At 69.4% G+C, this 23,959-nt stretch carries 17 protein-coding genes; 9 read left to right on the top strand and 8 right to left on the bottom strand.

The window, feature by feature from the left end; genetic code table 11:
- The first annotated feature begins 52 nt into the window (after window positions 1-52).
- From OG905_RS12685 to OG905_RS12675, 3 genes are all read left to right on the top strand, one after another.
- Window positions 53-3,151, top strand: coding sequence for a glycoside hydrolase family 3 protein (locus OG905_RS12685; RefSeq protein ID WP_328667985.1), 3,099 nt, complete (start codon window positions 53-55; stop codon window positions 3,149-3,151).
- Between the two features lie 234 nt (window positions 3,152-3,385).
- Window positions 3,386-4,720: a hypothetical protein gene (locus OG905_RS12680; protein WP_328667983.1), complete on the top strand. Its 1,335-nt coding sequence runs from the start codon at window positions 3,386-3,388 to the stop codon at window positions 4,718-4,720.
- Window positions 4,720-4,989 carry a DUF1876 domain-containing protein gene (locus tag OG905_RS12675; RefSeq protein WP_328667981.1) on the top strand — a complete coding sequence of 90 codons (270 nt, stop codon included), beginning with the start codon at window positions 4,720-4,722 and terminating at the stop codon, window positions 4,987-4,989. The genes OG905_RS12680 and OG905_RS12675 overlap by 1 nt, the downstream gene beginning before the upstream one ends.
- A 1-nt stretch (window position 4,990) precedes the next feature.
- On the opposite strand, the gene OG905_RS12670 is transcribed toward OG905_RS12675, so the two are convergent.
- The gene (locus tag OG905_RS12670; protein WP_328667979.1) at window positions 4,991-5,212 is read right to left on the bottom strand and encodes a DUF397 domain-containing protein; all 222 of its coding nucleotides are present in this window, start codon (window positions 5,210-5,212) and stop codon (window positions 4,991-4,993) included.
- Window positions 5,209-6,030: a helix-turn-helix domain-containing protein gene (locus tag OG905_RS12665; protein WP_328667977.1), complete on the bottom strand. Its 822-nt coding sequence runs from the start codon at window positions 6,028-6,030 to the stop codon at window positions 5,209-5,211. Before OG905_RS12665 ends, OG905_RS12670 begins: the two co-directional genes overlap by 4 nt.
- Before the next feature lie 175 nt (window positions 6,031-6,205).
- Between OG905_RS12665 and OG905_RS12660 the strand changes: the two genes are divergently transcribed.
- Window positions 6,206-7,396 carry a S8 family peptidase gene (locus tag OG905_RS12660; RefSeq protein WP_328667975.1) on the top strand — a complete coding sequence of 397 codons (1,191 nt, stop codon included), beginning with the start codon at window positions 6,206-6,208 and terminating at the stop codon, window positions 7,394-7,396.
- 90 nt (window positions 7,397-7,486) lie between these two features.
- Here the strand turns inward: OG905_RS12660 and OG905_RS12655 are convergent, their stop codons facing one another.
- Window positions 7,487-8,101, bottom strand: a complete 615-nt coding sequence (locus OG905_RS12655; RefSeq protein ID WP_328667974.1) for a YceI family protein — start codon at window positions 8,099-8,101, stop codon at window positions 7,487-7,489.
- A 241-nt stretch (window positions 8,102-8,342) separates the two neighbouring features.
- Between OG905_RS12655 and OG905_RS12650 the strand changes: the two genes are divergently transcribed.
- Window positions 8,343-8,855, top strand: coding sequence for a hypothetical protein (locus OG905_RS12650; protein WP_328667973.1), 513 nt, complete (start codon window positions 8,343-8,345; stop codon window positions 8,853-8,855).
- A 266-nt stretch (window positions 8,856-9,121) separates the two neighbouring features.
- Here the strand turns inward: OG905_RS12650 and OG905_RS12645 are convergent, their stop codons facing one another.
- Complete coding sequence (locus OG905_RS12645; RefSeq protein ID WP_328682293.1) at window positions 9,122-10,333, bottom strand: glycoside hydrolase family 64 protein; 1,212 nt, start codon at window positions 10,331-10,333, stop codon at window positions 9,122-9,124.
- Between the two features lie 233 nt (window positions 10,334-10,566).
- Here OG905_RS12645 and OG905_RS12640 point away from each other — a divergent pair, with 233 nt between their 5' ends.
- From OG905_RS12640 to OG905_RS12625, 4 genes are all read left to right on the top strand, one after another.
- Entirely contained in the window at window positions 10,567-14,436 is a 3,870-nt protein-coding gene (locus tag OG905_RS12640) for an endo-alpha-N-acetylgalactosaminidase family protein (RefSeq protein ID WP_328667972.1), read from the top strand.
- A 106-nt stretch (window positions 14,437-14,542) separates the two neighbouring features.
- Window positions 14,543-16,822, top strand: coding sequence for a polysaccharide lyase 8 family protein (locus OG905_RS12635; protein ID WP_328667971.1), 2,280 nt, complete (start codon window positions 14,543-14,545; stop codon window positions 16,820-16,822).
- Window positions 16,823-16,976: 154 nt separating this feature from the next.
- Entirely contained in the window at window positions 16,977-18,560 is a 1,584-nt protein-coding gene (locus tag OG905_RS12630; RefSeq protein ID WP_328667969.1) for an acyl-CoA carboxylase subunit beta, read from the top strand.
- Between the two features lie 28 nt (window positions 18,561-18,588).
- The gene (locus OG905_RS12625) at window positions 18,589-18,807 is read left to right on the top strand and encodes an acyl-CoA carboxylase subunit epsilon (protein WP_328667967.1); all 219 of its coding nucleotides are present in this window, start codon (window positions 18,589-18,591) and stop codon (window positions 18,805-18,807) included.
- Window positions 18,808-19,107: 300 nt separating this feature from the next.
- Here the strand turns inward: OG905_RS12625 and OG905_RS12620 are convergent, their stop codons facing one another.
- From OG905_RS12620 to OG905_RS12605, 4 genes are all read right to left on the bottom strand, one after another.
- Complete coding sequence (locus OG905_RS12620; protein ID WP_050791473.1) at window positions 19,108-19,689, bottom strand: GTP-binding protein; 582 nt, start codon at window positions 19,687-19,689, stop codon at window positions 19,108-19,110.
- The gene (locus tag OG905_RS12615; protein ID WP_328667957.1) at window positions 19,670-20,233 is read right to left on the bottom strand and encodes a DUF742 domain-containing protein; all 564 of its coding nucleotides are present in this window, start codon (window positions 20,231-20,233) and stop codon (window positions 19,670-19,672) included. The genes OG905_RS12620 and OG905_RS12615 overlap by 20 nt, the downstream gene beginning before the upstream one ends.
- A 98-nt stretch (window positions 20,234-20,331) precedes the next feature.
- Window positions 20,332-20,745: a roadblock/LC7 domain-containing protein gene (locus tag OG905_RS12610; protein WP_006127847.1), complete on the bottom strand. Its 414-nt coding sequence runs from the start codon at window positions 20,743-20,745 to the stop codon at window positions 20,332-20,334.
- A 10-nt stretch (window positions 20,746-20,755) separates the two neighbouring features.
- The gene (locus OG905_RS12605; RefSeq protein WP_443043930.1) at window positions 20,756-23,932 is read right to left on the bottom strand and encodes a nitrate- and nitrite sensing domain-containing protein; all 3,177 of its coding nucleotides are present in this window, start codon (window positions 23,930-23,932) and stop codon (window positions 20,756-20,758) included.
- Window positions 23,933-23,959 lie beyond the last annotated feature (27 nt).

Below are 23,959 nucleotides of genomic sequence, written 5' to 3'. Positions count from 1 at the left end.
CTGTCGCCGCGCCCTGACCTGTTCCTGCGTCATGACCTACGAAGGAGCCGCAATGCCACCCCGCACCCGCACGCGCTTCAAAAGCAGAGCCGGAACCGGAACCAGGACCAAAACCGCGGTGCTCGCCGCGACCGCCGTGCTCGCCGGTCTGCTGGCCGCCGCTGTCCCCAGTGCCGCCGCCGACGACCCCGCCCCCGTCCCCGTCGACCGCTTCGAGGGCGAGGTCCCCTTCGCGAACCCGCCCGCCGAGGGCATCTTCACCTGGGGCAGCGACGCCGACGACCAGCCCAAGCTGGAGCTCAAGGAGCGAGCCGACGCCCCCGAAGGCGCCAAGGTCCTCGAAGGCAGCTACGACATCAGCGGCTGGGGCGGACTCACCCACGACTTCGCCTTCGACAAGCCCGCCCACGACTGGACGGCTCACAAGGGCATCCGCTTCTGGTGGTACGGCCAGAACACCGCACCCCTGCCGCCCGGTTCCGGCAAGCGCATCAACTTCGAGCTCAAGGACGGCGGTGCCAACGGCGAGGCGTCCGAGCTGTGGACCACGTCGTTCACCGACGACTGGGAGGGCTGGCACCTCGTCGAGATCCCGTTCGCCGACTTCGTCTACCGCGCCGACTACCAGCCCGTGGGCGGCATCGACCAGATCCTCGGCCTCAACGAGATGTGGGGATACGCGCTCACGCTCCCCACCGGCGCGCCCGGCAAGTTCGCGATGGACGGCGTCGAGCTGTACGGAAAGGCCGACCCGGCCCTGAAGGCGAAGGTCATCACCGACGCCGCCGTGTACCCGGTCGACGAGGGCGGCACCGCCCAGGTGAAGATCTCCGTCGCCACCACCGGCTCCGGCCCGATCGACGAGCCCGTGACCGTCGCGTACACCACCGAGGGCGGCAGCGCCGAAGCGGGCACGGACTACTCCCCGGTCTCCGGCACCGTCACCTTCCCGGCCGGATCGGTCTCCGGTACGTCCGAGACCGTCGCCGTCGCCACCAAGAAGGACTCCGCGGCCGAGTCCGCCGAGACGATCCCGCTCAAACTCACCGTCACCGGCGCCAAGCCCCCCGCCGAGACCCCGCAGGTCGTCGTCGACGCCCACGGACTGCCGTATCTCGACGCCGGGCTCCCCGTGAAGAAGCGCGTCGCCGATCTCCTCTCCCGGATGACACTCGCGGAGAAGGCCGGCCAGATGACCCAGGCCGAGCGCAACGCCCTCAAGTCCCAGGGTGACATCGCACGTTACGACCTCGGCTCACTGCTCTCCGGCGGCGGCTCGGTGCCCACGCCCAACGCCCCCGAGGCCTGGGCGAAGATGGTCGACGCGTACCAACTGCGCGCCCAGGCAACGCGGTTCCAGATCCCGCTGATCTACGGCGTGGACGCGGTCCACGGCCACAACAATGTCATCGGGTCGACGATCATGCCGCACAACATCGGCATCGGGGCCACGCGTGACCCGGCAGTCGCCGAGAAGACCGGAGCGGTGACGGCGAAGGAAGTACGCGCCACCGGCATTCCGTGGGACTTCGCACCCTGCCTCTGCGTCACCCGCGACGAGCGCTGGGGCCGCTCGTACGAGTCCTTCGGCGAGGACCCGGCGCTGGTCACCGCCATGGAGACCGTCATCAAGGGCATGCAGGGACCGCCCTCAGGCAAGGACCTCGACCGCAACGACAAGGTGCTGACCACCGCGAAGCACTTCGTCGGCGACGGCGGCACGGAGTACGGCTCGTCCGCCACCGGCTCGTACACGATCGACCAGGGCATCACCAAGGTCACCCGTCAGGAGCTGGAAGCAGTACACCTCGCGCCCTTCGCCGAAGCGGTGAAGCGCGGCACCGGCTCGGTCATGCCCTCGTACTCCTCGCTCGACATCGTCGGCGACGACCAGGGCCCCGTGAAGATGCACGCGAGTGCCGAGATGATCAACGACGTGCTCAAGAACCGCATGGGCTTCAAGGGCTTCGTCATCAGCGACTGGCAGGCGATCGACCAGATTCCCGGCGACTACGCGAGTGACGTCCGCACGTCGGTGAATGCGGGACTCGACATGATCATGGTCCCGACGGCATACCCCGACTTCCACAAGACCCTGCAGGACGAGGTGAACGCGGGCCGCATCAGCCGGGCCCGGATCGACGACGCGGTCTCCCGGATCCTGACCCAGAAGTTCACGCTCGGCCTCTTCGAGAAGCCGTACGCGGACACCGCCAACATCGGCACGGTCGGCTCGGCCGCACACCGCGCGGTCGCCCGCGAGGCCGCAGCCAAGTCCCAGGTCCTGCTGAAGAACGACGGCGCGGTGCTGCCCCTGAAGCCGTCGCAGAAGGTGTACGTCGCCGGGTCCAACGCCGACGACCTCGGCAACCAGGCCGGCGGCTGGACCGTCACCTGGCAGGGCTCCTCCGGAAAGATCACTACCGGCACGACAATCCTGGAGGCGATGAAGAAGGCCGCGCCGGACGCGGCCCTCACCTACTCCAAGGACGCCTCCGCGCCGACGGACGGCCATGACGTCGGCGTGGTCGTCGTCGGTGAAACTCCGTACGCCGAGGGCATCGGCGACGTCGGCAACGGCCACGACCTGGAGCTCGGCGCGGCGGACAAGGCGGCGGTCGACAAGGTCTGCGGGGCCATGAAGTGCGCGGTCCTCATCGTCTCGGGCCGCCCCCAGCTCATCGGCGACCGCCTCGGCGACATCGACGCGCTCGTCGCCTCCTGGCTCCCCGGCACGGAGGGCGACGGCGTCGCCGATGTCCTCTACGGCAAGCGGCCCTTCACCGGGCAGCTCCCGGTCACCTGGCCCAAGTCGGCGGACCAGCTGCCGATCAACGTCGGCGACGCGGCGTACGACCCGCAGTACCCCTACGGCTGGGGCCTGACCACGCTGCGGAAGCCCCCGCCGGGCGGGGAACTCACCCTCAAGGCGATCGCCCTAGCGGCCAGGGTCCTGGAGGCGGCGGGACGTGGGGACTCCCCGGAGGCCCGGGCGCTCGTCTCCCAGGCCCGCCTGATCGCCCAGCAGAAGATCGGGCAGCACGTGACGGCGGCGTCGGCGAAGCCGTTCGCGGTGGCGGATCACTTGGCGCTGGGGGGTGACGTGACGGGGGCGGTGGCCAGCCTGACGGTGGCGTTCAGGGTGGGTTAGTCCTTACTGGGGGCAGCGCCCCCAGACCCCGTATGCGACCTTCGGCCGCATGTCCTCAATCGCCGGACGGGCTGCACATCCAGCCCCTCCGGCGTTTGAGGAGCGGGGTCTGGGGCGGAGCCCCAGTTCGGGAAGGGGCGGGGTGGGTACAAGGCCCGCCGCAGGCGCACCGCGTCCCCGGACCGTAAGCCCCGCGCTTGTCCGGATTCGCCCCTATTCGGGTAGCGTCGAAGTATGAAGCCCCGGCTGCTCACCGCACTGTCCGGTCTGCTGCTCGCCTTCTCCGCCACCGCCCTCCTCGCGGCGCCGGAAGCGCTAGCCGCCACCGGCCCCGAGACCGTGGCCGAAGCGCTGAAGAAGAGCCCGGTCTACGTCGATCCCCGCGCCTCCGGCCAGCTCTCGAAGGCCGACGCCGACGCGCTGACCAAGAAGATCAAGGACGCCGACAAGCCCCTCTTCGTGGCCGTCCTTCCCAACGCCGCCGAGTTCCCGCCGGACTCGGTCCTGCGCAACCTCCGTACCGAGACCGGCATCACCGGCCTGTACGCCGTCCGCCTCGGCAACGGCTTCAACGCGGGCGCGGACCGCAGCGTCATGTCCAACCAGGCCGTGCAGAACCTGGTCACCGCGGTCAAGACGCCCCCCGGCGCCGACGCCGCGACCCAGCTGAACAACTTCGTCGACCAGGCGCTGCCCCAGCTGCGCGGCAGCGCCCCGTCCTCCTGGGGCGCCGGCTCCGACAACAGCTCGGACTACGGAACCCTGATCGTGCTCGGCGCGGTCGTGGCCGCCGGCGGCGCGGGCGCCTACACGATCGTCCGCCGCAACCGGCAGCGGAAGGCCGCCGAGGAGCGGGCCGCGCTCGACAAGCTGCGCGTGGTCGTCGACGAGGACATCACCGCCTACGGCGAGGAGCTCGACCGGCTCGACTTCCACCCTTCGGAGAGGGGCGCGGACGATGCCATGCGCGCCGACTACGAGCGCGCACTCGACTCGTACGACAAGGCGAAGTCCCTGATGGGCGCGGCCGAACACCCCAGTGACGTACGCCCGGTCACGCAAGCCCTTGATGACGGCCGGTTCTCACTCGCGGTCCTGGAGGCACGCCGTACGGGCGAGGCCATTCCGGAGCGCCGCGCCCCCTGCTTCTTCGACCCGCGCCACGGCCCCTCGACGACGGACATGACCTGGACCCCGGCGGGCGGCCTGCCCCGCGAGGTCCCGGTCTGCGCCGCCGACGCGGCCCGTCTGGAGGACGGCGAGGACCCGATGGCCCGCACGGTCGAAACGGCGTCCGGCCGCCGCCCGTACTGGGAGGCGGGCCCCGCGTACGGCCCGTGGGCGGGCGGCTACTTCGGCGGCGGCCTCCTGCCCGGCCTGCTCGTCGGCACGCTGCTGGGCAGCGCGCTCTCCACCCCGGCGTACGCGGCGGAGTACGGCGGTGGCGACTTCGGCGGCGGTGACTACTCCGGGGCCGACTTCAGCTCTTCCGACTTCGGCGGCGGCGACTGGGGCGGCGGCGGAGGCTTCGACGGCGGGGGCGGATTCGACGGAGGCGGTGGCTTCTGATGCAGACCAAGAAGTGGAATGTCGAGATCGTCATCACGGAGAACGACCACTTGACCAAGGCCGAGGCCAGGCTGCGTGGTCAGAACGCGGAACTGATCCTGGGAGAGGGCACGGCGCACCGTAATCGTGGGGACCAGAACGTCCCGCACATCGGAGACGAACTGGCCGTGGCGCGTGCCCTCAGCGAGGTAACGCATCGGCTGCTGCACGAAGCGGCAGCGGAGATAGAGACCCACACCGGCGAGCGGGTGGATCACCTCCGGGCTTGACTCAGCGCTCGGCGACGAAGGCGGCCCAGGCGTCCGGGGCGACGGTGAGGACGGGCCCGGTGGGGTTCTTGGAGTCACGGATGTGGACGGCGAGGGGGTGGGCGGAGACCTCTACACACGCACCGCCCTGGTCGCTGCTGTAGCTCGACTTCCGCCAGTCGTACGCGACTTCGACGCAGTCTCCACCTTGGTCGCTGCTGTAACTGGACTTGAACCAGTTCATGACTCTCCTAGCAGTTCGTCCAGCAGGCCCATGCTCTCCGCGGGGGAGAGGGCCTGCGAACGCAGCATCCCATATTTCTGCTGAAGGACACTGACCTTGTCTGGATCATCATGCAGGAAGCTGACCAACTGCCCTTCGACATAAGCCAGATGGTCGTGGTCGGGCGTCTCGAGCAGCACCATGGGGCCAGCCAGTCCTGCGTGCACCTCCCTGTCGGTGGGCATGATTTGCAGCCCCAGGAAAGGGAGTTCGGCACAGCGCCGGAGATGCTGGATCTGCTCGTGCAGCACAGAGCTGCCTCCGATCGGGCGGTGCAGCATGACCTCCTCCAGCAGGAAGTTCGCCATGACTCGGGGCTTGCGCTGGAAGACCTTCTGCCGGGCAAGTCGGGCCGAGACCCACTCCTCCACCTCGTCTTCGTCAAGCGGTGGATACAGGCAGGAGAAGACCGCGCGAGCGTACTCCTCGGTCTGGAGCAGCCCCGGCACGACGTGGTCCTGATACGACAGCAGGGTCAGGGCCTCCTGCTCGTGCCCGACGTAGTCCTGCGCGAACGCCGGAAACCGCTCCCGTTCCGGCACCTTCCGCACCGCCGTCTGCAGCGCCATCTTCGTTTCGAGCAGCTCGTCGAGGATCTCCGCAAGGTCCAGCTTCAGCGGCCTGCGTCCCTGCTCGATGGACGCGATGGTTTCCTCCCCCGCGCCCAGCTGCCGCGCGAGCTCCGCCTGGGTCAAACGTGCCGCGTTCCGGAAGACGGCGAGCTGTGCGCCGATGACGTGCCAAGAGGTGACCCGCTTGGGCCGTTTAGCCGAGTGCATGGTGGCCCCCTTCCCCTCACAGGGCGCGCTTGACCCGTCACGGGCCGTACGAACTGGCTGTACGGCTCGGCGACCGGTCCACATGGGGGGCGTAAATCGAACCACTACTGAAAGTGCTCGAACAGCGACCGTACGTGATTGACCGTGATCGTTTTTGCGTGCTTGCCTCGTGCGCATGCCAAACCGAACGAGGCTCAAAGCCTTCGCCGCCGCGGCCCTTGCCGCCGTCCTGATGTCCGCCGGACCGCTCTCCGCGTCCGCCGAGCCGTCCGCCTCCAGCCCGGCCCCGCTGTACCACTCCGCGAAGGCCCTGAAGGGCCGCTACATCGTGTCGCTCAGCGCAAGCGCCGACCCGGACGAGCTGGTGCGCAAGCTCGGCCTGACGTCGCAGTACTCCTACAAGTCCGCACTGCGCGGCTTCGCCGCCCCGCTCACCCCGCTTCAGCTGAAGACCGTGCGTGCGACGCCCGGTGTTGCCGCCGTCGAGGAGGATGCCGAGGTCACCGCGCTGCCCATGGAGGAGGCCGGTGCCGAGCTCGTACCGTCCGCGTCCTGGGGTCTCGACCGGATCGATCAGCGCCGTCTGCCGCTCAACAGCCAGTTCAAGGTGAATGGCACCGGCAGCGGTGTCACCGCGTACATCCTCGACACCGGAATCGACTTCGGCCACAGCGAGTTCGGCGGGCGCGCCACGTACGGCTACGACGTCGTCGGGGACGGCCTGCGCGGCCGGGACTGCCAAGGGCACGGAACGCATGTCGCGGGCACGGTCGGCGGCGCGAACCACGGTGTGGCGCGCGGTGTTTCGCTGGTAAGCGTCCGCGTACTCGACTGCGAGGGCACGGGCTCCTGGTCGGGGGTCCTTGCAGGGTTCGACTGGGTGGCCGAGAACGCCGTCCAGCCCGCCGTGCTCAACGCCTCCCTCGGCGGCGCCAAGTCCGTCACGGTGAACGAAGCGGCGACCGCGCTCTCGGAGAGCGGGGTGCTGCCGGTCGTCGCGGCGGGGAACGAAGCGTCGGACGCCTGCGCTGTCTCGCCGGCGTCCGCGGACGGCGTGGTCGCGGTCGCCGCGTCCGGGCGCAACGACAAGGAGACCGACTTCTCGAACTTCGGCGACTGTGTCGCCCTCTACGCTCCCGGCGCCGACATCGTCTCCGCGAAGCTCGGCGGCGGCAGCGTCGCCCTGAGCGGCACGTCCATGGCCTCCCCGCATGTCGCGGGGGCTGCCGCGCTCTACAAGGCGATCAACCCGACCGCGGCGCCGGACCAGGTCGCGGCCTGGCTCAACACCTGGTCCACCAAGAACGTCCTGGCCGGTCTCAGCCCCGGGTCGCCCAACAAGATCCTCTACACCGACGGTCTCTGAGCCGCGGGATCAGGCAGCCGCACGACCGAGCGCCCGCCCCGGCCGCGGGGGACGGCAGGGCGGGCGCGCTCAGGGGGTCGGGCGCGAGGATCAGGCGGCGGCCTTGATGGCGGAGATGTCGAAGGTCAGCTTGACCTTGTCGCTGACCATGACGCCGCCGGTCTCGAGCGCCGCGTTCCAGGTCAGGCCCCAGTCGGAGCGCAGGATCTCGGCCTTGCCCTCGAAGCCGACGCGCTCGTTGCCGTAGGGGTCGGTGGCGGATCCGTTGAACTCCAGGTCGATGGCGAGCGGGCGCGTGACGTCCTTGATCGTCAGGTCACCGGTGATGCGGTACGTGTCGCCGCCCAGCTGCTCGGCGTTCGTGGAGCGGAACGTCATCAGCGGGTACTGCTCTGCCTCGAAGAAGTCGCCGCTGCGCAGGTGGCCGTCGCGGTCGGCGATTCCGGTGTCGATGCTGGCGATCTTGACGTCGATCTCGGCGGTCGAGTGGTGGGGGTCGGCGCCGTTCAGGTGCAGGCTGCCGGAGAAGTCCCCGAACGAGCCGCGGACGTTGGTGACCATCGCGTGGCGGACGGTGAAGCCGATGCTGCTGTGGGCCGGGTCGATGCTGTAGTCGCCGGTGAGAGCGACCAGCGCCGGGTCCACCTCGCGGGTGGCGGTGGCGGTGGCTGCAGCGGTGTCGGCCTTGCGGTTCAAGAGACCCATGACGCACTCCTTGGGGGACGTGGTGGCGTGTTGTTTAAGCTTCAACGACATCGACTGTAGATGCATTCCCTTCAAAGTTCAACATCTTTGCGAGAGGTTCACCCGGAGGTCATGGCGGCCCTCTGGCGGACGCGCGTAGAACTCGGGACCATCTCTCTGCTCCACCTGCACGGCGCTCCACCTGCACGGCCGTCCCCCAGGAATCCACGGTCCTCAAGGGTCATCAGCAGGAGGGATCCCCATGAAAATCCGCTCCGTATCAACCGCCCTCGCGCTCGTCACCGGCGCGCTCTTCGCGCCCGGGTTCGGCGTCATCACCGGCGCGACCGATGCTCACGCGGTCACCAAGATCAGCCATGCCACGGCGACGTCGATGTTCCGCTCGTCCGGGATCACGTGGTCCTCGTCCGGCGGCTGCTCCGACCGCAACAACCCGACGTGTACGTCCTTCGAGCAGCTGAACCTCGCGACCGCGAAGGGGGCGCAGACGCTCAGGAGCGCGAGCGGGTGCGCGCTGAACATCACGGGGGGTACGGAGGCCGGGCATGCGAGCGGGACGTACTCGCACTGGAACGGCTACAAGCTGGACTTCAGCAAGTACACGTGCGTCGGGAACTACATCAGGAACACCTTCACGTACATCGGGGCGCGGCCCGGTGACGGGGCTCCGCAGTGGAAGTCGGGGTCGGGGAACATCTACGCGGACGAGGGCAGCCACTGGGATGTCCTCTATTACAACTGCGGCGGCTGCTGACGGGGGTGTCTGCGGCGCTGTTCCCCTACCCGCCCCTCCCCGTAACCGGGGCTCGGTCCCGGACCCCGCGCCTCAATCGCTGGCGGGGCTGGATGTGCGGCAGGGCCGCACATCCAGCCCGTCCGGCGTTTGAGGACACGCGCGAAGCGCGTTCGGGGGTCTGGGGGCCTGCCCCCAGTTCGGGATGGGGGTACCTCCCAGGCGAAGCTCTGGGGGAGGGCGGGGTGGGGTAGAGGCCCGCCGCAGGCGCACCGCCCGCCCCGCCGTCAGCTCCCCACCGTCACCGTGAACCGCCTCGGATTCCCGTCAAACGCCGCCCCCGACACGTCCGGCTGCCCGTCCGGCCGGACGTCGTCGTACGGGAAGGCATAGCCGATCGGGGTGTTCGCGTGGACCACGCGCGACCAGTGGTTGGTGGCCGGGGCCAGGTAGTAGTCCGCCGTGGTCGCACCGTTCGGCTGGTCGGGATGCGTCAGCAGCGTCGTCCGGTTGAAGGCGGCCGCGATCCTGGCCAGCAGGGCCTTCTTGTCGTCCGGGTCGCCCGGGTTGTTGGCGAAGGGCCCGTGGTTGCAGGTGAAGATGTCCTTCGAGGAGGGCCTGGCGAAGCTGTGCCCGCCGGTGAAGCTGAGGACGTCGCCGTTCACGCGGCCGGTGAGCACGCCGCGCCCGCCCTGGAGGTCGACCTTGAGGTCGGTGGAGCGGTACTTCTCCCAGACCTTGTCGATGTAGTCATTGAAGACGTCCCGGAAGGGCATCTCGGCCGGCCGGTCGAAGTAGGGCGCCATCACGGTCTGCGGTGAGATGACCCGCAGCACCTCGCCGTCCGACCCGCGGATGATCAGCTTGTCCCAGGGCTGCCCGTCGCGCGCGGCCTGCGCGGTGAGGTCGTCGGCGATCTTCTTCAGTGCGCCGTCGGGGAGCGGCGCGACGGTGTGGGTCGCGTCGCCTTCGAGCGTGAGGCCGATGGGGAGCGCGGTCACCAGGTCGACGTAGCTGATGTTGGCGAACAGCTGCTGCGGGTTGAAGGTGAACTCGCAGAAGGACCAGGTGCGCCCGTAGTTGGGGTCGGCCTCCGTCGCGAAGGCGGGTTCGACGAGGGAGGGCCCGGGGTTGAGGAAGAAGTCCAGCTTGTCGTCGCGTACGAAGTAGACGCGCGCGCCGTACATCTGAGGAAGCGTCAGTACGACCGGGCCCGCGCCTGCCCCCTTCAGCGGGATCGCGCAGTCGACGGGGAGCGGGGTCTGCGGCGCGGAGGGGGAGTCGGGCCGGTAGACGCTTCCGTCGGGGCGCAGCAGCACCCATTGGTTGGAGTCCTGCGCGTGGCCGGTGACATAGGCGTGGACCGTGCCGGGCAGCGACGTGTTCTCCAGGGCCAGTTCGCAGGTGGGGGGCGCGGCCTTGGCCCGGGGGCTGAGAGCGCTTCCCCAGGCGGGATAGGTGAGTGCGGTCGCTGCAGCGGCTGTTCCTGTCAGGAACATACGTCGGGATATCACGGATGTACTCCTGGAGTTGTGGGGGGAGACCCACTCTTGCGACGCGTGGGGCAGTCGTCAAGAGTTGTGACTGAGAGCGCTCTCAGATTCTTTGCGGGCTTCACAAGCTGACGGTCCGGGCGGCGACTTGGACTAACGCGCGGCGGTTGTTGGACTGCCGCTCGCCGGAGCGCACGACTTCGTTGACGATGGCGAGAACGGAGGGCTACTCAGTCCCCATGCCACGAAGACTCCGTGCGGCGTGCGCCCTGGCCGCCGTCTCATCCGCCGTGTTCGCCCTTGCCGGACCCGCGCTCCCGGCCGCCGCGGGCGAGGACGAAGCCCCTGCCGTCATCGGCTCGCCGCAGCTCTCGGTCGCCGTAGCCAAGGACTTCCCGCGGGTCCTGACGTACACCGACCGGACCGGTGGGGCAACGCTCCTCGGGAGCACGAGCGCGGTCAGCGAGGTGACCCTCAACGGCAAGGCGTACGCGGTGCAGGTGAAGGGCACGCCCACCCTCACGGCGTCGAGTGCCGCGTACACCCTGGCCTTCGCCGCGCTGTCCGGGGTCGAGATCGACGCGACGCTGACCGTCGCCGGGCGGGCCCTGACCTTCAAGGTCACCGCGATCCGCGACACCGAGGCCTTCCGCGTGGGCACGATCGACATACCCGGGCACGACCTCGTCTCGGTCGGCAGTACGGAATCCGGCGCCGAGACCGCCTTCACGCGCCTCGATCCCGACTCGACGAGGACCGCCGACGTCTTCGGCAGGGTCACGGACCAGACGGCGCCGGACGCGGCACCGGTCGGAGCCTCGTACGCCCTCGTCAACACCGGCTCCCTCGCCGCCGCCGTCGAGTCCAACTCCAGCTACGACAAGCCCAGCGGCGCCACCGGCGGCGACGACGCCCGCTTCTGGCACCAGGCCCGCAAGGCCGCCGACGGCAGCACACGCGTCGGCGTCTGGTCGGGGCAGTGGACCTACCGGGGGAGTGGCGCCCCGAAGCCCGCCAGCGGCAGGGACCTGCCCTGGGCGAAGGTCGTCGTCACCCCCGACGCCAACGGCGACAAGAAGGTCGACTGGCAGGACGGAGCCGTCGCCTTCCGCTCGATCGGGATCAGGGCCCCGGGCAGCGAGCAGACGCCGGACCGGGTGATCACCCATATCCCGTTCAACTTCGCCAGCCAGGCCACCCACCCCTTCCTGCGCACCCTGGACGACGTCAAGCGGATCTCGCTCGCCACCGACGGGCTCGGCCAGCTGGCGCTGCTCAAGGGATACGGCTCCGAGGGCCACGACTCCGCGCACCCCGACTACGGCGGCAACTACAACAAGCGGGCCGGGGGACTCGCCGACCTCAATACGCTGCTCAAAGACGGCAAGAAGTGGGGCGCGACCTTCGGCGTGCATGTGAACGCCACCGAGTCGTACCCCGAGGCCCACCATTTCAGCGAGAGCCTCGTCGACAAGACCAAGCCGGGCTGGAACTGGCTCAACCAGAGCTACTACATCGACCAGCGGCGCGACATCAACAGCGGTGATCTGGCCCGCAGATTCCAGCAGTTGAGGGACGAGACCGACCGCAATCTCTCCCTCCTCTACATCGATGTCTACTACACACACGGCTGGATCGCCGACAAGACCATGCAGGCCGTGCAGGCACAGGGCTGGAACGTCGGCACGGAGTGGGCCGACAAGTTCGAACGGGCCTCGCTCTGGTCGCACTGGGCCAATGACCTCGACTACGGCGGGGCCACCAACAAGGGCCTCAACTCCCGGATCATCCGCTTCATCCGCAACGGCGAGAAGGACGTCTGGAACAACCATCCGGTCCTCGGCCAGAGTGCCCTGGAGGACTTCGAGGGCTGGACGGGCGAGAGTGACTGGAACGCCTTCTACGCCAATGTCTGGCAGCGCGACCTGCCCGCCAAATACCTCCAGCAGGAGAAAATCACCCGCTGGAACGGCAACGATCTGACCTTCACCGGCGGCGTCCGGGGCACGGTCGAGGACGGCCGCCGCACCTTTTACGACCACGGCCGCAAGGTCCTGGACGGCGATGCCTATCTGCTGCCGTGGGACGGCGGCAAGAAGCTCTACCACTACAACAAGGCCGGTGGCAGCAGCAGTTGGGCGGTCGGTGGCGCTGCCTCGTACACCGTCTACAAGCTCACCGACAACGGACGCGTCAAGACCGGGACCGTACGCCCGGTCGGCGGCAGGATCAGCCTGACCGCGGCCGCCGGGCAGCCGTACGTCCTCTACCCGGACCGCGCGCCCGCCCCCGCGGCCCCGCGGTGGGGCGAGGGCGGGCCGGTCGCCGACCCCGGCTTCAACGACGCGGGCCTGGACGACTGGTCCAAGCGCGGCACGGTCGCCCGGGACACCGACGACCACGGCCGCAACAGTGCCGTGCTCAGCGGTACGTCCGCCGCCTCGCTCTCCCAGCGGCTGACCGGGCTCACACCCGGGGCCCGCTACAGCGCGTCCGCGTGGATCGAGGTCCAGCCGGGCAAGGAGCGCCGTACGACCCTGTCCGCCGGCGGCGCGTCCGTCACCGTCGAGCGCTCGACCGCGAAGGACCAGGTCGCCGCCTCCGACCGGCACGACACCTACTTCCAGCGGGCCAAGGTGAACTTCACCGCGCCGGCGGACGGCACGGCCACCCTCAAGGCCGAGGCAGCGAGCGGCAGTTCGGCGCGGGTGCGGATCGACGACGTGCGCGTCGTCAAGAACGCGCCCGCGACCAGGCCGGGCACGGTGGCGTACGAGGACTTCGAGGCCGTCGACCAGGGCTGGGGCCCCTTCCTCAAGGGCGACGCGGGCGGCGTCACCGACCCGCGCACCCACATCGCGCAGAAGCACGCCCCGTACACCCAGGCGGGCTGGAACGGGAAGCTGATCGACGACGTGCTGGGCGGGGCCGAGTCCCTGAAGTCCCACGAGGAGAACGCCGGTCTGGTCTACCGCACGGCACCCTGGACCGTGCCGATGAGCAACGGGCACAGCTACCGGGTCGAGTACGACTACCAGTCGAGCCATACGGGCGCGTACGAGTGGGTCACCGGCTACGACCGGACCGGCGCGGACGGGACCCCGGCCTCCGTCGAGACCCGGCGCACGCCGATCGGGCAGCTGGGGGCACCTCCCAGCGGTAGCTGGGGGAGGGCCACCGGGCACTTCACCGAGACCGTCACGGCGGGCTGCGGCGACACCTGGACCGGTCTGCGCAAACGGGACGACGCCCCGGACGGTGCCGACTTCGTCCTCGACGGCTTCACCGTCACCGACCTGGGTCCGGCGGACGGGCAGGCGGCCTGCGGGACGCTGAGCGTCGAACCGGCCGCCGAGACCCTGGAGCCCGGCCGGAAGAACGCGGTCAAGGCGGTGTTCACCAGCTACGAGGAGCAGCCCGCGACCGGCGTCTCGATCGCTCTCGCACTGCCCGATGGGTGGACGGCTGAGCCCGCCGGGCCGGTGTCCTTCGACGCGGTCGCGCCCGGCGCGAAGGTCACCGGCAGCTGGCAGGTCACACCGCCCGCGGACGCCAAGTACCAGACGTACCCGCTCGGTTCACAGGTCACGTACGCCGTGGGCGCCTCCGCGCGGAAGCTCGCCGCCTCGGCCTCCGTACGCACCCTTCCGCCACCGCCCGCCGCCGACGCCTGGGCCAGTGACATCGACTGGACGTCCGCGGAGAACGGCTGGGGGCCGGTCGAGCGCGACGTGTCCAACGGCGAGACAGGGACGGGCGACGGCAGCCCGCTGACGATCGGGGGAGTGGCGTACGCCAAGGGGCTCGGCACGCACGCTCCGGCGAAGGTCCGCTACTACCTGGGCGGGCAGTGCACGTCCTTCACCGCCGAGGTGGGGGTGGACGACGTCCAGACCTCGCGCGGCAGCGTGCAGTTCAGCGTGCTGGCGGACGGCGCCGAGAAGGTGAAGTCGCCGGTCCTCAAGGCCGCGGACGCCGCCTGGCAACTGACCGCGGACGTCACCGGTGCCTCGTATGCCGATCTGGTCGTCGGCGACGGCGGCGACGGGAACGGCAATGACCACGCGGACTGGGGCAGTGCGCGATTCAAGTGCGGAGCCCCGGGGTAACTGAGCCGCGCTTGCCCCTCGTGTTGAATGCGGAAACCGAGGGGCAAGCGCTTCCCACCCCTTCCAGGAGGCTGCCGTGTGGTCACGCCGTACCGTTCTCGGGATCATGGCAGCGAGCGCTTTCGTCCTCGCCTCCCCGGGACCCGCCATGGCCGACGACGAGTACGAGACCCTGCGGCAGCGCTGGCTGGAGATCAGCCTCGGCACCGGCTACGACCCGACAGCCGAGCCCTACGCGTCCCGCCTCGCCGAGACCGGGCGGCTCGCCGCCGGATTCCGTACCTCCATGGCCCCCACCGACACCTCCCTGTGGCCCGGCTACCCCTTCAACCCGTCCGCCGGGATCACCCAGAGCTACAGCCGCCTGTGGACCATGACCCAGGCGTACGCGCAGCAGGGCACCGGCCTCACCGGTGACGCCGGGCTCCTCGCCGACATCGTCCGCGGCCTCGACCATCTCGCAGCGAAGATCTACAACCCCTCCACCACCCGCTACGGCAACTGGTGGGACTGGCAGATAGGCAGCCCCCGCCTCCTCATGGACACCGTCGCCGTCCTGCACGACCGGCTCACCGCCGCACAGCGCGAGGCCGCCTTCGCCGCCGTCGACCACTTCATCCCCGACGCGGTGCTCGGCGACTACAGCGGCACCTCCACCGGCGCCAACCGCGTCGATCTGTGCCGCTCCGTCGTGCTGCGCGGCGTCCTCGGCCGGAACCCGGCCAAGATCGCCCTCGCCCGGGACGCCCTCTCGCCCGTCTTCCCCTACGTCACCAAGGGCGACGGCCTCTACGCCGACGGCTCGTTCGTCCAGCACACCTGGGTCGCCTATTCCGGCACGTACGGACAGGTCATGCTCGACGGTCTGGGGCGCCTCTTCGCCCTGCTCGCGGGCTCGGCCTGGGCCGTCACCGACCCAGGCCGGCAGATCATCCTGGACAGCGTCGAGCACGCGTACGCGCCGCTGATCCACGACGGGCTCATGATGGACAGCGTCAACGGCCGTGCCATCAGCCGGGGTTACCTCAAGAGCGACGACCGCAGGATCATGCGCAGCGACCACTTCCACGGGCAGGCGCTCATCGCCGCGATCGCCCTGCTCGCGGGCGGGGCATCGGCCGCCGAGCGGGACAGGTGGCACGCCCGGATCAAGGGCTGGATCGAGCGGGACACCATCACCCCGATCCTCACCGCCGGGCAGTTCGGCGTCGCCGACCTCTCCCGGCTGCACGCGGTCGCCGCCGCGCCCGTGGCCGCCGCGCCCGAGCCGGTCGGCCATCAGCTCTTCGCCTCCATGGACCGGGCCGTGCACCGCCGGCCCGGCTGGGCCGCGAACATCGCCATGGCCTCGGAGCGGATCGCGTACTACGAGTGCGGCAACGGCGAGAATCCCCGTGGCTGGCACACCGGAGCCGGAATGACCTACTGGTGGACCCCCGGCAACGGCGGCCAGTACACCGACTGGTTCTGGCCCACCGTCGACTTCTACCGGCTGCCGGGAACAACCGTGTCGACCAAGCGACTTGCCGACCGGGCGGGCGGTGAATGGGGCGAACCCAAGCCCGCCGCGACGTGGGTCGGCGGGGCGAGCGACGGCGAGTTCGCGGCCGTCGGCCAGCATCTGCTCGGCCTCGGCTCCACCCTCCAGGCCCGCACATCGTGGTTCTGCGTCGCGGACGCGGTCATCTGCCTGGGCGCGGGCATCACCAGCACCGACGGGTTACCCGTCGAGACGATCGTCGACAACCGCAACCTCGGCGCCGGCGGTACGAACAAATTCACCGTGGGCCGTGGCTGGGCCCACCTCGAAGGCCACGGCGGCTGGGTCTTCCCGTGCGGTACGCGGCGACTGCGCACCCTGCGCGAGGAGCGCACCGGAGCCTGGAGCGACATCAACACCACCAGCTCGACCGAGCGCGTCACCCGCCGCTACCAGACCCTCTGGCTCGACCACGGGACCGACCCGGTGGACGCCTCGTACGCGTACCTCCTGATGCCCGGGGCGGGACGCCGCGCGCTCGCCGCCCGCGCCGAGGACGAGCGATGGCTGCGGATCCTCGCCAACAGCAAGGTCTGCCAGGCCGTCGCCGTCCGCTCCCTGGGACTGACCGCGGCGAACTTCTGGCAGGCCGGTACGGTGGGCCCGCTCACCGTGACGGCACCGGCGAGTGCCCTCGTTCGGAGTAATCGGCACACTGCGAGCCTTCATTTCAGCGAGCCGCCGCGTACGGGAGCGCCGCTGGAGATCACCTGGCACCACCCGGTGCGTAAGGTGACCAGCAAGGACGCGTCGATCGAAGTCCTCTCCACCGGAGGCTCGCTGCGGCTGCGGATCAGCGGTGGCACCGCCGGAGCCACACAACACTGTGAAGTGGCTCTCAGGTGAACGCCTTGTTGAACCTCCACAAAGCTTGGTGGCACTCAGCTGGTACTAGGGCTGCAGTGGGCAAGCGTTCTGTTCGGTGGTGACAGGAGAACGCTCCGGAGACTGTGTGGAGTCGACGGGACTGTTTTCTTGGTCGGATCCGTAGGGTCGATGCATGACCGTTTTGGACGAGACCACCAGCGAGCCGAGTGACGCGCGCGGACGCGTGGCCGAACTGCATGCCCTTCGTGAGGAGGCCCGTCGTGGGCCGAGTGAGAGGGCGACCGAGGCGCAGCATGCGAAGGGCAAGCTGACGGCGCGGGAGCGGATCGGGCTGTTGCTGGATGAGGGGTCGTTCCATGAGGTCGAGCAGTTGCGTCGGCATCGGGCGACGGGGTTCGGTCTGGAGGCGAAGAAGCCGTACACGGATGGTGTGATCACCGGGTGGGGCACGGTCGAGGGCCGCACGGTGTTCGTGTACGCGCATGATTTCCGGATCTTCGGCGGGGCGCTGGGTGAGGCGCATGCCACGAAGATCCACAAGATTATGGACATGGCGATCTCGGCGGGTGCGCCGCTGGTGTCGCTGAACGACGGTGCGGGTGCCCGGATCCAGGAGGGTGTCTCGGCGCTGGCCGGCTATGGCGGGATCTTCCAGCGCAATACCCGTGCGTCGGGGGTGATCCCGCAGATTTCGGTGATGCTGGGCCCGTGCGCGGGCGGGGCGGCCTACAGCCCGGCCCTGACGGACTTCGTGTTCATGGTGCGGGAGACCTCGCAGATGTTCATCACCGGGCCGGATGTGGTCAAGGCGGTGACGGGTGAGGAGATTTCGCAGAACGGTCTGGGCGGTGCGGATGTGCACGCCGAGACGTCGGGGGTGGCGCACTTCGCCTACGACGACGAGGAGACCTGCATCGCAGAGGTGCGCTACCTGCTGGCGATGCTGCCGTCGAACAACCGGGAGAACCCGCCGGTGGTGGCCTCGGACGATCCGGCCGACCGGCGCGGCGAGGCGCTGCTGGACCTGGTCCCGGCGGACGGCAACCGGCCCTACGACATGCACAAGGTGATCGAGGAGCTCGTCGACGACGGCGACTACCTGGAGATCCACGAGCGCTGGGCCCGCAACATCATCTGCGCGCTGGCGCGGCTGGACGGGCAGGTGGTGGGCATTGTGGCCAACCAGCCGCAGTCGCTGGCCGGGGTGCTGGACATCGAGGCCTCCGAGAAGGCGGCCCGGTTTGTGCAGATGTGCGACGCGTTCAACATCCCGATCGTCACGCTGCTGGACGTGCCGGGGTTCCTGCCGGGTGTGGACCAGGAGCACGGCGGGATCATCCGGCACGGCGCGAAGCTGCTGTACGCGTACTGCAACGCCACCGTGCCCAGGATTTCGCTGATCCTGCGCAAGGCCTATGGCGGGGCGTACATCGTGATGGACAGCCAGTCCATCGGCGCGGACCTGACCTACGCGTGGCCGACCAACGAGATCGCGGTGATGGGCGCCGAGGGTGCCGCCAATGTCATCTTCCGCCGGCAGATCGCCGATGCCGAGGACCCCGAGGCGATGCGGGTGCGCATGGTCAAGGAGTACAAGGCCGAGCTGATGCACCCGTACTACGCCGCCGAGCGCGGTCTGGTCGACGACGTGATCGACCCGGCCGAGACCCGCGGGGTGCTGATCGCATCCCTGGCCATGCTCCGCACCAAGCACGCCGACCTGCCCTCCCGCAAACACGGCAACCCCCCGCAGTGACCCTGCGAAGACTGGAGCCTGATCGCCCATGAGTACTTCTGCCGAATCCCCGTTGTCCTCCTCTCTGCTGCGCGTCGAGAAGGGTCACGCCGACCCCGAGGAGCTGGCCGCGATCACCGCGGTGCTGCTCGCGCGTGCGGCCGCGCAGCCCGAGGCTCCGGCCGCGCACCGCGGCAGCTCCACGGCCGGCTGGCGCCGCCTGGAGCGCCAGCGGGGCTTCCAGCCATCCCACAGCTGGCAGGGCTGACGCCCGGCCCTCCTGAGGCCCTCTACGGCCCCGCCACCGGTGTTGGTGAGCGGGGCCGTTGTCTGTTCCCGGGGGGCTGCCCCCGGACCCCCGCTCCTCAAGCGCCGGAGGGGCTGAATCATTCAGCCCCTCCGGCGCTTGAGGACATGCGGCCGGAGGTCGCATACGGGGTCCGGGGCGAAGCCCCGTCGGGGGAACAAGCCCGCCGCAGGCGTCCCCCGTACAGCAGAGAGCCCCCGCCCTCCCGAAGGAGCGCGGGGGCTTCCCCACAGAGACAGACACGCGACCGCGGTAACCGGCTTACCGCAGGCGGGCCATGAGGGCGTGCTCAACCAGGGTGATGAGCGCGCTCTTCGCGTCCGCGCGGTGCCGCGCGTCCGTGGTGATGATCGGGGTGTCGGGGCCGATCTGCAGTGCCTCCCGCACCTCTTCCGGGTTGTACGGCTGGTGTCCGTCGAAGCCGTTGAGGGCGATGACGAAGGGCAGGCCGCTGTTCTCGAAGTAGTCGACCGCCGGGAAGCAGTCGGCGAGGCGGCGTGTGTCGACGAGGACGACGGCGCCGATGGCGCCGCGGACCAGGTCGTCCCACATGAACCAGAAGCGGTCCTGTCCGGGCGTGCCGAACAGGTACAGGATCAGGTCCTGGTCCAGGGTGATACGGCCGAAGTCCATGGCCACCGTGGTGGTGGTCTTGTCTCCGGTGTGCGTGAGGTCGTCGATGCCCGCGGACGCAGACGTCATCACGGCTTCGGTACGCAGCGGGTTGATCTCCGAGACGGCGCCGACGAACGTGGTCTTGCCCACGCCGAAGCCGCCCGCCACCACGATCTTCGCGCTGGTGGTTGAGCGGGCTGCACCGCCGCTAGAGCTTGCGAAGTCCACTGAGCACCCTTTCGAGCAGTGTCACGGCTGGCTGGCCGCCGGCGGACTCGTCGCCGCCGGGCTGGTGAATGGCGACAAGTCCGGCCTCCGCCAGGTCGGCGACGAGGATCCGGGCAACGCCGAGGGGGATGGTGAGAAGTGCCGAGATCTCCGCGACCGACTTGATCTCGATGCACAGCCGGCAGATCCGCTGGTGCTCGGGCAACTGCCCTTGCAGCCGGGAGGGATCGGCCGTGGTGCTGACCAGTGCCTCGATGGCGAGCTGGTAGCGCGGCCGCGTACGGCCGCCGGTCATGGCGTAGGGACGCACCAACGGGTTGTGTGCCGCAGGTGCGGCCTCCGGTGTCCGCCGGGGCTGCACCGGCTGGATGCGCGGCTGCTGCGGCTGGTTGTACGACGGGTCGTACGGCGACTGCGGCTGCTGGTAGGGCTGCTGGGCGCCCTGTCTGCTCGGCGTGGAAGGAAAGTTGAAACGGTTCTGAGAGTGATCACCCGGTGTTTGGTGAGCACCGTCATAGGGGCGTCCGCCCGGGGGTGTTGCCACGTTTCCTCCTCCGACTGCCGGTCGCCGGTTCCATGTCCCTGTGGAGCCCGCGCCACCGCACCCTATGGTGCGGTGGCGTGAAACGCACTGTCTGTCTGTTAGTTGAGAAGACTTCCCTGGAGCTCCGCACGGAGGTCCGGCGTCAGCACGCTGCCCGCACGGTCCACCAGCAGAGCCATCTCGTAACCCACCAGACCGATGTCGGCATCGGGGTGTGCGAGTACGGCCAGCGAGGAACCGTCGGAGATGGACATGATGAAGAGGAAGCCCCGTTCCATCTCCACCACCGTCTGGTTGACCGCACCGCCTTCGAAGATCCTGGACGCCCCCGCGGTGAGCGAGGTCAGACCGGAGGCTACTGCCGCCAGCTGATCGGCTCGGTCCCGCGGGAAACCCTCGGACATCGCCAGCAGGAGTCCGTCGGCGGAGACCACCACGGTGTGGGACACCCCAGGGGTGTTGTCCACGAAGTTGGTGATCAACCAGTTCAGATTCTGCGCCGCCTGGCTCATCGGGCTCACACTAACGCTCCTGGTTGTAGGTACTGCCCGGGCCGAAGCCCAGTCCGTTCGTGTCCGTTCCCGCGCTGCGTCCCTGCTGGACACCGCGCCGCAGGTTGCTCAACCTGCCGCGCACGGCGTCCGGGGCGCGGGAGACCTGGGGGCCGCCCTGGGGCGTCTGCTCCGCGGTGCCCTCGATGAGATTGGCCTTGGGCACCCGCCGCGGAAGGCCGGAGGAGGTGACCCCGCCCGCCTTCGGCTCGCGGAGCTTCTCCGCCCGCTGCCAGCGCTCGTCGTTGGCCGAGCGCCAGTCCTCGGAGCCGGTGGCGCCGATGCTGTTGCCGGCCGCCTCGGTCTGATCGCTCTGCGGAGCTTGTCGGTCCTGCTCGGCGGGCTGCTGCCACTGCTGCTCGGACTGCGGCTGCTGGGTGCTGCCGCGCCGCGGGAGACCGGCGTTGGTCATCGCGTGGCTGCTGCTCGGAGCGGGCCCGGGTCGGTCGAAGCCTACGCGCTCGGGGACGTTCGCGGGAGCGCCGGGGGCAGATTCCGGTTCCGCCCGGTACTCCGGCTCGTACGCACCCTGGTACGGACCTTGATCCTGCCACTCCGCCTGGTGGGACGGGGTGTCGTACTGGCCGTCGTACTGCGCGTCGGACGCCTGCGAAGCCTGGTAATTGGCTTCCGAATATGCGCCCGCGGACTCGTCCTGGTGCTCCTGGTACTCCTGGTGCTCGGGGTAGCCACCGGGCGTCTGGTAGCCGTCGTACGCCTGCTGGTCCTGGGCGTAACCCTGCTCCTGGAACTCCTGGCCGTACTCGGAGCCGTACTGCTGCTGCTCCTGCGGGTAGTCCGCCTCGTCGCGGAAGAGGGGGCGGTCACCGCCCTGAGCCTGCGCCTCCAGCGCCGCACGGCGCTCCTCGCGCATCAGCGAGCGGCCCACCGGGTCGAGCTGCGGAGATCCCTCGGACTGCTCCTCGTACCGCGAGTCGTCGAAGCCCAGCTCCGCGGCCGTGCGCATCGGCGCACTCTGCAGCGGGGCGTGCTCGTAGGACTGCTGCTCCGGCATGATCTGGGAGACCGTGAAGTCGTCGTCGGGGAGCGCCTCGCCACCGCCACCGTGGGTGATGGCGTCGGGGAGCATGACCAGCGAGGTGGTGCCCGCCTGCTCGCCGGAGGGGCGCAGCTGGACGCGGACGCCGTGCCGGTCGGCGAGACGGCCGACCACGAACAGGCCCATGCGCTGCGAGACGGCGGCGTCCACCGTCGGCGGGTTGGCCAGCTTGTGGTTGATGTCGGCGAAGTCCTCGGCAGTCAGGCCGATGCCCTTGTCGTGGATCTCGATCATGACCCGACCGTCGGGGAGACGGGTTGCCGTCACCCGAACCTTGGTCTGCGGCGAGGAGAACGTCGTGGCGTTCTCCAGAAGCTCGGCCAGCAGGTGCACGAGGTCGGTCACGGCCTGGCCGTGGATGTCCGTCTCCGGGACACCGGTGAGCTCGATGCGTTCGTACGACTCCACCTCGGAGGAGGCGGCACGCAGCACGTCGACGAGCGGCACCGGCTGGTTCCAGCGGCGGCCCGGCTCCTCGCCCGCGAGGACCAGGAGGTTCTCGCCGTTGCGGCGCATACGGGTCGCCAGGTGGTCCAGCCGGAAGAGGTTCTCCAGCTGGTCCGGGTCGGCCTCGTTGTTCTCCAGGTCGGTGATCAGGGTCAGCTGGCCCTCGATCAGCGACTGGTTGCGGCGCGAGAGGTTGGTGAAGATCGCGTTGACGTTGCCACGGAGCATGGCCTGCTCGGCGGCGAGCCGCACGGCCTCGCGGTGGACCTGGTCGAAGGCGCGGGCGACTTCGCCGATCTCGTCCTGGGTGTCGATCGGGATCGGCTGCACCCGGGTGTCGACCCGGCCCGGCTCCGTACGCGAGAGCTGGTCGACCAGCATCGGCAGACGCTGCTCGGCGATGCCGAAGGCGGCGGTGCGCAGCTGGCGCATCGAGCGGCTCATCTGGCGGGCCATGAGACCAGCCAGGATGAAGGCGGTGAGCAGGGCGATCACGACGATGGCGCCGTTGGTGATGGCGTCGCGCTTGGCGTCGTCGGAGATCTCGGCGGCCTCGGTCACGGCCTTGTCGACGAGGTCGTTCTCGATCTCGGTGTAGCCGTCGAACTTGGCGGTGGCCGCGGCCATCCAGACCGTCGGCGTGGTGCCGCCCTTCTTCAGCTCCTTGGGGCTGAGCCCCTGGCCGATAGCGGCGGACATGCCCCCCAGGACCGAGCCCTTGTCGTCCTTCGGCGGGTTGAGGCCGGCGGCCTTGAGCCTCTTGCCGCCCTCGACGGCCTTGGCTGTCATGATCTGCTCGAGCTTGTCGGCGTCGTCCTGTGTACCGCCGGAGACGTACTCGGCGAGCGCGATCTGCTCGAGGTAGTTGTACGAGTTGAACGCGATGGTCTGCTTCGCGCGGATCGTGTCGTCCTGGCTGGGCCGGATCAGCAGGTGCAGACCGATGGCGCGCTGGAGCGACGCGGCGGCTTTGGCCAGCTGGACCGCGTAGACCGTACGGCCGTAGCTGGTGATGTTGCCGGTGCCCAGGCCGAGCTCGTTGGAGAACTCCATCAGCGAGTGCTGGACCTTGACGTAGCTCTCTTCGGTGCCTACCGCGGACTTCTTCTCGACGCCCTCGGTGTAGGCGTACTTGCGGATGTCGGCGAGCTCGGGCTCCACGGCCCGGAAGAGGCTCAGACGGCGCTCCAGGCCCTGTTTCTCAGGCAGAACCTTGACGGCCTCGTCGAACTTCCTCTTCGCGTTGTCCGTGGTCGCGTACGCCTTGGTGACTTCCGGATCCTGGCGGGCATTGGCGAGCAGCTTGGGCGCCGTGCCGTCACGCTCGTTGAGCAGCGCCTGGCCGTACTCCGAGGCGGCGCGCACGATCAGCGCCGTCTTCTCGGCGTCCTGTGCCTCTTTCCAGGTGTCGATGGACGACTTGACCTGGAAGCCGCCCATCACCAGCCCGACGAGCACGGGTATGAGCAGGATCGCGTTCAGGCGGGTGGGCACCCGCCAGTTGCGTGGGGACAGCCGGCTGGAGCTTCCGGTGGCCGGGGACGGACCGGGCGCATCCGCAGGCGACGCCGCTGTGCGCGGCGGCGGGGTGAAGTTGCCCCGCGCCTGCTGCTCTGCGGAGCTCGTCATGCTTCGCCTCACTCGACCAACAACCTCTCGGCGTCGGCA

The organism is Streptomyces sp. NBC_00322, from assembly GCF_036147535.1.
Taxonomy (GTDB): domain Bacteria; phylum Actinomycetota; class Actinomycetes; order Streptomycetales; family Streptomycetaceae; genus Streptomyces.
Note: the sequence above shows the minus strand (reverse complement) of the source record. Positions and strands in the feature narration are given on the sequence as shown.